Annotated in this window: 10 protein-coding genes and 3 pseudogenes; 5 read left to right on the top strand and 8 right to left on the bottom strand. The window is 67.0% G+C overall.

Annotated elements, in window-relative coordinates:
• The first annotated feature begins 33 nt into the window (after window positions 1–33).
• Together ACFV8T_RS40015 and ACFV8T_RS40020 are read left to right on the top strand one after the other, a co-directional pair.
• Entirely contained in the window at window positions 34–768 is a 735-nt protein-coding gene (locus ACFV8T_RS40015) for a dienelactone hydrolase family protein (RefSeq protein WP_385337304.1), read from the top strand.
• Window positions 769–942: 174 nt separating this feature from the next.
• A pseudogene (locus ACFV8T_RS40020) lies at window positions 943–1,521 on the top strand (transposase); the annotation flags it as partial.
• A 420-nt stretch (window positions 1,522–1,941) separates the two neighbouring features.
• Here the strand turns inward: ACFV8T_RS40020 and ACFV8T_RS40025 are convergent.
• From ACFV8T_RS40025 to ACFV8T_RS40045, 5 genes are all read right to left on the bottom strand, one after another.
• A complete protein-coding gene (locus ACFV8T_RS40025) occupies window positions 1,942–2,508 on the bottom strand; it encodes a DUF6529 family protein (protein WP_385337307.1) in 567 nt (188 codons plus the stop codon).
• A gap of 4 nt (window positions 2,509–2,512) precedes the next feature.
• A complete protein-coding gene (locus ACFV8T_RS40030; protein ID WP_385337310.1) occupies window positions 2,513–3,049 on the bottom strand; it encodes a hypothetical protein in 537 nt (178 codons plus the stop codon).
• Window positions 3,046–3,996: a metallophosphoesterase family protein gene (locus ACFV8T_RS40035; RefSeq protein ID WP_385337313.1), complete on the bottom strand. Its 951-nt coding sequence runs from the start codon at window positions 3,994–3,996 to the stop codon at window positions 3,046–3,048. The genes ACFV8T_RS40030 and ACFV8T_RS40035 overlap by 4 nt, the downstream gene beginning before the upstream one ends.
• Window positions 3,993–4,301: a cupredoxin family copper-binding protein gene (locus ACFV8T_RS40040; protein WP_385337342.1), complete on the bottom strand. Its 309-nt coding sequence runs from the start codon at window positions 4,299–4,301 to the stop codon at window positions 3,993–3,995. The genes ACFV8T_RS40035 and ACFV8T_RS40040 overlap by 4 nt, the downstream gene beginning before the upstream one ends.
• A 1,295-nt stretch (window positions 4,302–5,596) precedes the next feature.
• The gene (locus ACFV8T_RS40045) at window positions 5,597–5,923 is read right to left on the bottom strand and encodes an oxidoreductase C-terminal domain-containing protein (protein WP_385337316.1); all 327 of its coding nucleotides are present in this window, start codon (window positions 5,921–5,923) and stop codon (window positions 5,597–5,599) included.
• On the opposite strand from ACFV8T_RS40045, the pseudogene ACFV8T_RS40050 reads away from it, so the two are divergent.
• Window positions 5,894–6,313 (top strand): annotated as a pseudogene (locus tag ACFV8T_RS40050) (integrase core domain-containing protein); the annotation flags it as partial. The gene ACFV8T_RS40045 and the pseudogene ACFV8T_RS40050 sit on opposite strands and share 30 nt — an antisense overlap.
• Window positions 6,314–6,582: 269 nt before the next feature.
• A complete protein-coding gene (locus ACFV8T_RS40055; protein ID WP_385337319.1) occupies window positions 6,583–7,602 on the top strand; it encodes a DUF4331 family protein in 1,020 nt (339 codons plus the stop codon).
• Here the strand turns inward: ACFV8T_RS40055 and ACFV8T_RS40060 are convergent.
• On the bottom strand, window positions 7,502–8,305 hold the full coding sequence (locus tag ACFV8T_RS40060) for a bacteriocin fulvocin C-related protein (protein WP_385337321.1): 804 nt from the start codon (window positions 8,303–8,305) through the stop codon (window positions 7,502–7,504). The two genes, ACFV8T_RS40055 and ACFV8T_RS40060, sit on opposite strands and share 101 nt — an antisense overlap.
• A 33-nt stretch (window positions 8,306–8,338) precedes the next feature.
• Here ACFV8T_RS40060 and ACFV8T_RS40065 point away from each other — a divergent pair.
• Window positions 8,339–8,479, top strand: a pseudogene (locus ACFV8T_RS40065) (IS630 family transposase); the annotation flags it as partial.
• 196 nt (window positions 8,480–8,675) lie between these two features.
• Here the strand turns inward: ACFV8T_RS40065 and ACFV8T_RS40070 are convergent.
• Both ACFV8T_RS40070 and ACFV8T_RS40075 read right to left on the bottom strand, forming a co-directional pair.
• On the bottom strand, window positions 8,676–10,727 hold the full coding sequence (locus ACFV8T_RS40070) for a phosphocholine-specific phospholipase C (RefSeq protein ID WP_385337324.1): 2,052 nt from the start codon (window positions 10,725–10,727) through the stop codon (window positions 8,676–8,678).
• 642 nt (window positions 10,728–11,369) lie between these two features.
• Window positions 11,370–11,522: a hypothetical protein gene (locus tag ACFV8T_RS40075; RefSeq protein WP_385337327.1), complete on the bottom strand. Its 153-nt coding sequence runs from the start codon at window positions 11,520–11,522 to the stop codon at window positions 11,370–11,372.
• Window positions 11,523–11,851: the final 329 nt, after the last annotated feature.

Genomic DNA, 11,851 nt, shown 5'->3' on the forward strand with positions numbered 1-11,851 from the left:
CAGCTCGACACGTCAACCACGACAGGAGAACTCATGCCCACCAAGATGCTGCACATCCCCACCGCGGACGGCCAGGCCGACGCTTTCGCCGCCTTCCCCGATCGTGGCGAGCGGCACCCCGGCGTGCTGATGTACGCGGACGGCTTCGGCATCCGGCCCGTGCTGCGGGAGCTGGCCCACGAACTGGCCGGGCACGGGTACTACGTGCTCGTCCCCAACCTCTTCTACCGGCACGGCCCGGCACCGGTGATCGAACTTCCCGAGTACATCGGAGAAGAGGTCCGGCCCGCGGTCTTCGCCCAGCTGATGCCCTTGATCGAGGCGCACACCACCGAACGTGTCCTGAGCGACGCCGACGCCTATCTCAGGTTCCTCACCACCCAGCCCGAGGTCGGCACCGGACCGGTCGCGGTGACCGGCTACTGCATAGGCGGCCTCCTGGCGATGCGCACCGCCGCGGCCCACCCCGGCCAGGTGGCCGCCGTCGCCGCATTCCACGGCCCCGTGGGCGCTGACGGGCCCGACAGCCTCGCCAAGCTAACCGCCCAGGTCCACCTCGGCCACGCCGAAGGCGACATGACGCCCGAGGCCCTGGGCGAGCTCAACCAGGCCCTGGACGCCGCGGGGGTCGGCTACACCTCCGAGATCTACCCCGGCACCATCCACGGCTTCACCATGTCCGACACCGACGCCTTCAACCCCGCCGCGCTGCAGCGCCATTGGGACCGCCTGCTGCCTCTCCTCGACCGCACCCTGGCCAACATCTGAGGCTCCGGCTCGGAAACCAACCCGAAGCACATGGCTCCCCAGTCCTAGCGATGTTTCGAAGCCGGTGTGAGGGCGGGCGCAGCCCGCCCTCACCGGTTGGGGAGCCATTGATTGATGACGGCGATGCGGATGTGCACGCTTCGCTGGGTGGGCTGACAGGGGCCCTGACCCCCGATTCTGGACCAGCTCAACGGCCTCCTGCGACGCCTGGTCCGGAAAGCTGAAGGCCGGGATGCCGAGCCGAGCGCCTGCATCCTTGACGCCCAGAGCATCAAGACCTCAGCCAACGTGCCCGCTGCCGGGCAGGGCATCGACGCGGGCAAGAAGATCGCAGGCCGCAGGCGCCACATCGGCGTCGACACGCTCGGACTTCTCCTGGCCGTGTTGGTCACCGCCGCCAGCGTCTCCGACAACGTCGGCGGCATACATGTGCTCTCGAACATCGCTGCCGACCACCCCCGCATCACCAAGGCGTGGGCCGACACCGGTTACCGCACGAAGGTCATCGACCACGGCGCCCACCTGGGCATCGATGTCGAAGTCACCCGCCGCGACCCCGCCCAGAAGGGCTTCAAGGTGATTCCACGGCGCTGGGTCGTCGAGCTGACCTTCGGCCGGCTCATGCACCACCGCCGCCTCGCCCGCGATTACGAGACCCACCCGCACCGCTCCGAAGCCATGATCCGCCTCGCAATGATCGACCTGATGAGCCGCAGGCTCACCCGGGAGTCGACTCCGAACTGGAAGGACTCTTTGAGTGGATGGAGGCGGTCACAACAACAGTGTTGCGGATCGAGGCGCTTCCGGCGACTCCGATTCCGCCCCGCCCGCTCGCCCGCCCTCTTACGGAACGAACTTGTTGTTCCGCCCAGCCCTCGGCTACCGGGCGCGCCCACAGACTGCGGCCGTTGATCGTGGCCCCGCGCCGGGGGCACGTCGCGCTGATTGCGGGCGAGGTAGGCGCCCTAAAAGTGAGACTGACGGCCGATGTCTCCTGAGGGTCCGGCTGCCACCAGAACAACAGGCAGGGCTGACTTCATGTCTCCAGCCTTGCCCGACTTCGACCGAGGCGGGAGGCACCGCCCAAATACAGGGTGGCACTGGGCAGCGTGTCGCTCACCGCGATGTTGTCGGTCCGGCCGGGGCCGTCGGGAGAGACGTCTCGCGCTCCGCTCACAGGCCGGGTGCCTGGAAGCCGTTCAGGTACCAGAGGGCGGCGGCGTACCAGATCAGGGCGATCGCGGTGACGAGGGTACCTCCAGCCAGAGGGAGTGCCCAGCCGGGCCAGTGGCGGTGGCGGACCACAATGACCTTGGCGACGAAGGCCCCGTAGAGGAAGCAGCCGGTGAGCGAGTGCAGCGCCACCCGGGTGTCGGTCAACTGGACGCCGTAGGTGGTGATGCAGTGCTGAGCGATGGGGAGGGAGAGGAGGAAGGCGGTCAGACCGATGAGGCGGTGCGTCGTGTTGACCCGGTGCGGTGCGGTTCGCAGTGCGGGCAGGCGGCCGTACATCCAGAGGGCGAGAAGTAGCTGAATCAGCGCCAGGCCCAGCAGTGCGGAGCCGAGTTGAGCCTTGAGTAGTCTGGCGTCGTCGCCGCGCTGCCCGAAGAGGCTGTTCTCGTAGGCGGGGGTGTGCACCCGGCCGTACCAGTAGAGGCCGACCGTGACCGCCACGGGCAGCAGCATCCACAGGACGTCGTAGAGCCGTCGGTGGTTGGCAGGGTGAGCGAGGTCGTCCACGTGATCAGCCGCCCCCGCTCCCGATTTTGCCGCCCTGGAGCTGGACGGCACACCACGTGATGCCGAGCGCAGCACTGGGAGTGCCGGTGGTGCGGACTGACGTGTGGAGGTCGGGCCGCACTCGGCTGGTCTCGTCGTGGTGCGGCCGGGTGCGACGGTGTCGCCAGACCTTGGGTGCCTGCCAGACCGCGACAGTCAGCAGGGTGAGCGTCTCGGCGATGAGGCTGAGCAGCGCCTGCGGGGCGGGCTGCAGGCCGCGTTCGGTGAACCCGAACAATCCGATGGTGCGGAATGTGGCGAACCCGGCGAGGGCGCCAATGGCGATTGCGGCGACGGCGATTCGGAGTAGCAGAGGTGCCGCCAACAGGAGAAGCGCGGCAACTGCGAAGGCGGCGCTGGGCTGCAGCAGGAACAACGGGCCGATGACGTGGATGAAGCGGTATCCGTCGATGTAGAGCTGGGCGTGGATGTATCCGCTTGCCGCGAGCGTGGCGGCGAGCATCAAACGCAGTGCGAGGGTGGGCAGGCTCCGGGGGTTCATGTGAGTTTCGTGTCCTTGACCGCCAGTGCGTGGCTGCCCTGCCGATAGTTGACGGTGCGGATGCCAAGTGCGTCCTTGAGTCGTCCGGCGGGCAGCACCTGCGGAATGGGGCCTGGGCCGTGGCCGGGTTTGGGAAACGGGTAGCAGGTGGGAGCGGCCGAGTGGAAGGTGATGTTGCCCTCGGTCTTGGTGAACAGCTGGTGGACATGGCCGTTGAGGCACGTGACCGAGGAGAAACGGCGCAGCATCGACAGCACCTGCACGGCATCGTCGGTGCCCCAGCCCCACTTCGGATACATCGCGAACAGCGGGATGTGGCTGAAGACGACGATCGGGGTGTCCGATGACAGGCCGGCGATGTCCTTGCGGACGAAATCGATCTGATCGCTGCCCAGGTGGCCGAGTTGCTCAAGGTGCAGAGTGTTGACCAGCGCGATGAAGTGCACACCATGAGTGTCGAAGCTGTACCAGCCGTCGCCGAGGGTGTTTTTGGCGAAAGCTTGTCGGTATGCGCGTCCGTTGTCTCCGATCGAGTCGTGCTCGCCCGGCACGGTGAAGATCCGGTCCGTGCGCAGCTGCGACAGCATCTGCTTGACCTGGTCGAACTGGGCGGGGGTGGAAAGGTGTGTCAGATCGCCGCTGTGCATGACGAAGTCGGGTCGGAACCCGAGTGAGTTGATCTGGGTGAGCGCTGCGCTGAACGTTCCGGCGACATTCATGTTGGGCGGGCCATGGAAGCCGATGTGGCTGTCGGATACCTGCACGAATCGCAGGTCTGCGCTGCCCGCCGGGGTGGGGTCCGACGAGCCGGGGATATGGCTGATCACCTCTCCCCCGGTGACTGTCAGGATGACGGCGCCACCGAACCAGGCGGAGTGCCGCATGAGCTGACGGCGGTTCATGCCGTGCTCGCCGTCGCCGTCGGAGTCGTGTGTGGGTTCGGTCATGGGGTCACCTCCACGGTGGCGGTCATGAACGGGTGGATGGTGCAGTAGTAGGGGTAGGTGCCGGGTTTGGTGAAGGTGTAGCTGTAGGTGTCGTTGGTGGCCAGGCCTGCCGACTTCAGCGGCCCGCCCGATCCTTGTTTGCTGGTGACGGTGTGAGTGTCGGGGTCGGTGTTGGTCCAGGTCACCTTCGTGCCCGCCTTGACCGTCAGTTTGGCCGGGGAGAACGCAAAGTTCTTGATCGTCACCGCGTTGGCGGCCGCCGGAGCGGACGATTGGCTGGTGGTAGGTGAGGTCGAGGGCGTGATTGGTGGTGGGCTGACCGTACCGCCCGTTCCGGAGGCACCGGGCGTTCCAGGCAGGGTCTGGCCAGTGCCGGGACTCAGTGCGCCCGATGGTTTGGGGTGTGACGATCCGCCGCACGCACTGAGCAGTCCCAGTACTCCGGCAACGGCGACAGCGGCCAGGCACGTGCGTGACCGCCGGACCAGCACAGAGGAGTTCGCATTCATGGTCATCGTTCCTTCTACGCGTTTCCCGCCGCTAGGGCGGGTGTGATCCAAGACCGATCCGGGATTGGCCTGTTTCAGGCAGATAGACGACCGGGTCATGCCCCCTCGGGAGGTATTTGAAGGGGGCGCAACCCGGTGGGTTACTTTAGGCGGGGGTCAGTAGATTCCATTCAGCAAAACGAATTCCACCGTGAAGTCTTCGTTGTTTCACTGTGACGGCGGGTAGCAGTACGTCTGGAGTCAGGAGAGTCTCTGCGGTGTCCGTACCGGGCCGCAGGCGAAGGCGGACAAGCACTGCACTTCGACCCGACCGAAGACCCGCTGCACCGTCAGCCGATGCACACACCGGTGGCGTCATGCGCGCCGGAGCCGCGATCACCTGTCGGTCCGACGCACCCCGGGTCATGTGATCCGAGGACTCGGCGGCTCACATCGTGTACGGGACCGGGTGTGCCGCTGATCGAACCAGTAAGCGCGTAGCTACGGGATCGAACTCGAATCCACCGCGTCGATCGACCGCAACGCCCAGGAAGCCGCGGAGTGCCACCCTCTCGGCTGTTGGGTGCGCTGGACGCGGTGCCGAGCGGGGCTACCGGGGCTCCCCGCCGTTCCCCGTGGCTTGGGGAGGTCGTTGGTGGAGCGACTGGTGGGGGCGGTTCCGCCGATGCCGCGACCCTGGCGTTGTTGTGTCGATCGAGGAGGCTGCGGACCGAACGGCGGTCCCGATCGGGTGGTCGTGGGACAACCGACGCATGGCGGAAGGGCCTCTCGGTAGCCCGAAGTTGTTGAAGCCGTTCGAGGTTCCAGGAGGCCCTGGTGCCGTAGTCCTCCGTGCCGGTCCGGGTGGAGTCCAACTCGGCTGCCCGATCGCATGATTGCCTCGCGCATGTGTATGGGGACGCGGGCAACCGTCCGTATCCGCAACGCCGGGGTCCATCGGACCTGACCGATGCGGAGCTGGCTGAAGCGCCGCGACCGCCCGGAGCGAGCGGGCATGAAACAGGGGACTCAGCCTCGCTGGGGCATCGCCGGCTTGCCCACCCCTGCGGGTGGGCGCCCGACGGGCCCGTGAAACGGCCCGCGGCCATACGTCACCCGGCAGTCAGGGGTTCCAGCGGCAAATCCGGGTCGGCGAGCCTGTCCCGGTCGATCTGCTCGCCGGAGCGGACCAGGTGCTGGATCGCGTCGTTGACGTCCCAGATGTTGACGATCATGCCGGCCGGGACGCGACCGGCAGCCAGCCAGAAGGCGATGAACTTCCGGCTTGCGAGATCACCGCGCACCACCACGTCCTCGTAACTACCGGGCTCGGCGTGGCCCGCGTACTCCATGCCCAGGTCGTACCGGTCGGTGAAGAAGTACGGGACGCGGTCGTAGAACGCGGGCCCGCCCTGGACGACCGCACCCGCCTCGCACACACCGAGGACCTGCCGGACGAGACCGCCCCGACCTGCGCCGGCTTCCCGACCCGCGCCACAGCATGGTTCGCCGCACGAGGCATCACCGTCGAACGTGTCCTGACCGACAACCCCTGGGCCTACACCAAGAACGCCTGGCGCCAGACCTGCCGCGACCTGGGCATCAGCCCGCGTTGGACCCTCCCCTGGCATCCCCGGACCAACGGCAAGGTCGAACGATTCCACCGCACCCTGCTCGACGCATGGGCCCACCAACGGCCTTACACCTCGGACACCGAACGGCAAGCAGCGTTCTCCGACTGGCTGGACTGGTACAACTACCACCGACCACACACCGGAATCGGCGGTCAGACCCCAGCAAGCCGCGTCACCAACCTGTCCGGACAACACAACTTGAGCGTGTCTCATTATGAGTCAGTTGATCAACTGATCGGCGACCCCCTGAAGGCTCGCCCTCGGACCGAGAGACGATCGCCTCCCGCCTGTCGGTGACCCATTCGAGCGTTGTTTGCCGACCGTGCCTTCGCCCTCGATGGTCGGACTGCTGTGGCGGCTAGCGTGGACGCACCACCCAGGTGTGGGTGTACCTCACACGCCCCAGAACGACCGTTCGAGCGCTCTGGTGGTATCCCGGCGGGCGAGCAATAGAAGGGCCTGACATGTCCAACCACTTCACCGGCCTCAGCCTTGGGCCACCACTTGGCGATCAGCGTCTCGATCTGTGCGACCTATATGCCTTCGGGGCACCCGGCAATCCGAGCAGGACCGTTCTCATCCTCAACGCCAATCCCAACGCAGATGCCATGCACCCCGACGCCGTATACCGCCTGAACATTGACAACGACGGCGATTACCTGACCGACGGCGCCTTCAGCTGGGTCTTCAGTCCCCCGGCATCCGACGGCTCGCAGACCTACAGCGTCTTCATGGCAACCGGTGCGGATTCCCGCAGGCCCGAGGCGGTCGGAACCAAGATCATTTCGGACGCCGCCGTCTCCTTCGGCCCCCAGGCCAACGTGGTCAGCAGCGGCGACTACAAGGTGGCCGCCGGTAGCCGCAGCGATGCCTTTTTCTTCGACTTCGACGGAATCAAGAATCTGTTCGACACCAGCGGCAACCGGAATTTCACCGCGCCACATCTGGGCGGAGAGTCCCCGTGGACCGGCGTTGACTCCAACAGCACGGCCAACGTCTTCTCCATGGCCATCGAACTGCCGACCGCGGAGCTGGCCCCCAAGCCCGAGCTGCACATCTGGGGCCGGTGCAGCGTCCAACGCGACGGCGAACTCGTCCACGCGGACCGGGCCGGGCACCCGTCAATGAGCAGCTTCTTCAACACCGACGACACGAAGGAGGAGTACAACGCCAGCGAGCCGGTTGACGACCGGGCCAGATGGACGGACCAGTTCGTCCACCTATTGGGCCACACCGGCGGCTACTCGCGTGAGGAGGCAATCACCGCGCTCGACGAGCACGGCCTCCTGCCGGACGTGCTGCACTTCGACCCGTCCAAGCCTGCCGCGTACCCGAATGGCCGGACATTCACGGAAGACGTCATCGACATCCGCGTCGCGTTCCTCACCAAGAACGAGGCGCCGCCCACCGGTCTGACGCCGCACACCGACACCCTGGACCGGTTCCCGTACCTCGGCAACCCGCACCCGGCAACCACTTCCTGACGGATCCCGGCGCGACGCACCCGGGGCTCCGGCGCCTGGTCCTCACCGCCGTCACCCCATACATCGACCACGCCAGATCGCTCCGAGGCGCCGCGCTTTGCGTGCCGGCAGGACCCAGCGTCATGAGAATCGCCTGCGCCCCGCTCTCGCCTCGCGCCGCCACAGCCGCCGTCTCCAGCCCTTCGACGACTGCTCCCTGCTGGCGCCCCGCGATGATCTGCGGTGCCAGCCGCGTCGCGTCGTCCAGGACGGCGGACTGCTTGGCGGACAGACCGGGATGTGTCTTCCGGTAGTTCGCGAAGTGCGCCACCCACAGATCACTCCGAGCCGAAGCGGACAGCGCGTCGTAAACGGCGCGCCGATATGCCGCGGGGTAGGAGGCGAACTCGGAGTAGCCGGAGGGCAGCCGGCCGAGGTTGACCTTCACCCATCGCGACGCCTTACTGCCCTCGGCGCGGGTCACAGCCTGCGCGGGTGAGGCTGCCAGGCCGCCGGTGACCAGAAATGTTCCCAGGGCCAACCCCGGCACGGCCTTGAGGATTCCTGGGCGGCTCGGGGGCCGCAGCACATCGAGGTCGCGGAGCGCACGCACCACCCGCAGCGAGTCCGACGACCCCAACAGCCACGCCAGGCGGAGGGACAGTGCGGTTCCAGTCCAGGCCCGCACCTGGTCGCCGTTGACCGCAAACAGGGTCGGGGCCACTCGGCCCCTCCCCCACAGGTCCCCGTGCGGCGGGCCAGCCTCGCTGTCGTCGCCCTGGACCGCTTGGAGGTCCTCGTCCGCAACCGGCTCAAACGACTCCAGTACCGGCCCGAAACCCTCGACGGCTTCATTGCCGGCACCGGCCTCACCCTCGGCAACCCGACCTCACCCTGACAGGCCGAAGTCAGTAGCCTCACGGCCCGGCCGGGCGGCCTCCCGCAGCGGGTGGCTCGCCCGACCGGTCAGGGCTTTCCTGCCGATGTGCTTGCTCGGGGGGTGTCCAAGATCTTGGCGAACTCCGGCACGTCGCGCTGATGCCTCGTCACCCTCCGAGTGTGTGCCCTTCCGTCCGCCGGGTGGCGTGCGGGTCTCACATGGTTGCGATGCCCGGGTCACTCACACCGGCTTGACCGTTCTCGACGTGCCCGGCCAGGCGCCGCAGGTATCCGGCGTTGCCCTCGACGACGACCGTCAGGTCGTACCAGCGCTCGGTGGCGCGCAGGTCGATGCTCTGCACGGCTGTGGCGCCTGCGCGGACCGTGTAAGTTTGGCGCTCGCCGCCGTACGCGTTGGTCACGGTGAGGTGCGCGTCGGCGGTCGACGGGTTGGTCAGGGTGAGCTTCAGGTTGCCGGCGTCGTGGCGTGCCGTCACCTCCGGCTCAGCGGCTTTGTTGTTGCCCTTGAAGGTGCGCAGGAAGCCGTTCGGGCCGTGGGCCGTGAGGTCGTAACTGCCGCCGGAGTACACCGAGTTCCAGCTGTCGAAAACGGGCTTTCCGGCTGCCGCAGTGTACGTCCACGGGCCGTCGGTGCGCTTCAGCGAGCGCACCTGGAAGGCGGCGCCCGCCTGGTCCCCTGCACTGAACGTCAGCTTGTACTTACCGGTCGTGAGGTCTGCGGCCCCGTCGACGTAGGGAGCGTAGGAGAGCGGGCGGCTCGGCCGCGCCCCGGCCTCTTGCCGGGGCAGGGTGCCCTGGGCGGGTGGCCTCGGTACGTAGCTGTTGTGGCGGTCGCGGTCCGGAGGGGCGTAGCCCGCCGTGTCCGGCAGGTCGGCCGGGTCTGTGACCTTGAGGGAGAAGTCGAAGGCGGATGTGAGGTCACCGCAGATGGCGCGCCGCCATGGCGAGATGTTGGTCTCCTTCACCCCGAACCGGCTCTCCATGAAGCGCAGGATCGAGGTGTGGTCGAAGGTCTCGGAGCAGACGTATCCGCCGGTGGACCATGGCGAGACAACGATCATCGGGACGCGCTGTCCGAGGCCGTAGGGGCCTGCTGCGTATCCGATACCGCCCTTGTAGTGGTCGAGCGTGGTGTCGACGGTGGACAGGCCTTGGCCGGCGGAGGCCGGCGGGTAGGGCGGTACGACGTGGTCGAAGTAGCCGTCGTTCTCGTCGTATGTGATGAACAGGGCGGTCCTGCTCCATACGTCTGGGTTCGATGTGAGTGCGTCAAGGACGTGCGAGATGTACCAAGCGCCGTAGTTTGCAGGCCAGTTGGGGTGTTCGGAGAACGCTTCGGGGGCGGCGATCCAGGAGATCTGCGGGAGCCTGGCGGCCTTGACGTCGGCTTTGAGGATGTCGAAGTATCCGTCTCCCGCCTTGGCGTTCGTGCCGGTGCGGGCTTTTTCGTACAGGGGGTCGCCGGGCTTGGCGTTCCGGTAGTTGTTGAAGTACAGCAGGGAGTTGTCGCCGTAGTTGCCGCGGTATGCGTCGTTGATCCAGCCCCAGCCGCCGGCCGCGTCGAGGCCGTCACCGATGTCCTGGTACACCTTCCAGGAGATGCCTGCCTTCTCGAGGCGTTCGGCGTATGTCGTCCAGCCGTAGCCCGCTTCCTGGTTGCCGAGGACCGGGCCGCCGCCGGTGCCGTCGTTGCCGACGTGTCCGGAGAGCATGTAGTAGCGGTTCGGGTCGGTCGCACCCATGAACGAGCAGTGGTAGTCGTCGCAGATGGTGAATTTGTCGGCGAGGGCGTAGTGGAACGGGATGTCGTCCCGTGTCAGGTACGCCATGGTGCCGGTGCCTTTGGCGGGGATCCAGTTGTCGTACTTGCCGTTGTTGAACGCGCTGTGGCCGCCGGCCCAGTCGTGGTCGAGACCTGCGATGAACTGCATGCCCAGGTCGTCGGCATCCGGGTGGTAGGGCAGGGTCTCCTTGCCGCCGCTTGTCTGGTGCCATACCGGTTTGCCACTGGGCAGTACCACCGGGCGCGGGTCGCCGAAGCCCCGGACACCCTTCAGCGACCCGAAGTAATGATCGAAGGAACGGTTCTCCTGCATGAGGACGACGATGTGTTCGATGTCCTGGACGGTTCCGCTGCGGCGCGCCGCGGGGATGGCTGCGGCGCGGTCGATGGAGCCGGACAGGGCGGCGAACCCCGTGGTGGCTCCGGCGATTTGAAGGAAGCGACGCCGATTGATTTCGGTCATGGCTGTGGGGATCCTCCTGTTGCTTCGGTGATGTCGGTCCACGAAGAGGGGCAGACGGAGTATTCAAGAGGACCCGGGCTTGAGGAAAGTGGGCTGAGGTGACGGTCGCGCAAAATGTGGGCGGATGGTGTGCGGGACGTCAGCGCGTCGCCGCGCGTCGTGTCAGAAGTCCCGTTCCACTGCCCTCGGATCGGCCTCCGTTCGGTGGGCCCAGGCGTCGCACACCGTCATGGTCTGCTTCTTTTCCGATGTGTGTCGGTTGATGGTCCGCTCGACCTCGCTGCGGCGACGGTTGCACTCACGGTCGAAGCCGGTGGGTGTAGGACTTTCTCCAGCTCAGCCGGCAGCAGAGCCGTGCGGAGGGCCCACAGGACGTCGACCGGGCGCACCTGGCCGGTCTGCTGAACAAGGCGGCACCCGCCGGCAGTGAGGAGATCGGGGTGGTACGGGCGCTGTACGGCCCTGGGCAGCGCCAGCTGGAGCGGGCGCTGTGTTCATTCCTGCGGTCGCGGGACGGCTTGGGGGCCTTCGGCTCCCGGGCAACGGGGAGGGCCGCTGTGAGGCGATCGAGCCGGGCGCGGTTCTGGGCCCGGCGGGCGGCGCCTTCCAGGGGCGCGGTCAGGCATCACGAAGTGCTGTTGGTCACTCGATTGCTTCGATCGCGGCTCCGATCAGGGCGCGGGCCGGGGCTCCGAAGACGGCCAGCTGCTGGAGTTCGCCGAACGCCTTGGCGTACACGGCGATCCCGGAGGGGCGGGTGATGGCGATCTCGGCGGACAGGGTCTCGACCAGCAAGACCTCGGACGATGGGTCACGGCGCAGCGGCTTGGGTGGGCACAGCTGCTGCCCGTACAGCAGTCACACCCGTCCTCGCAGGTGCCTACGTACGCACCCGTCACGTCCGAGGCGCCCATACGCTCCGTGATCTCGACAGCAGGCGTGGGAGCACCCCGTTTCCGGTGGGGTGCTCCTCCCCATTTCCCGGCGATGGCCCCGTCAGGGGGTTGGCGTTGCGGGCTCGTGTCCCTAAGTGGTCGAGTTCGTAAGTCCTTCGGGGGTTGATCATGCTGCCAGCGCGACGGAGGATTCTTCTGGGTGATCGGCGGTGTGCCGGTCGAGCCTGG

This window comes from Streptomyces sp. NPDC059832, from assembly GCF_042731715.1.
Taxonomy (GTDB): Bacteria; Actinomycetota; Actinomycetes; order Streptomycetales; family Streptomycetaceae; genus Streptomyces.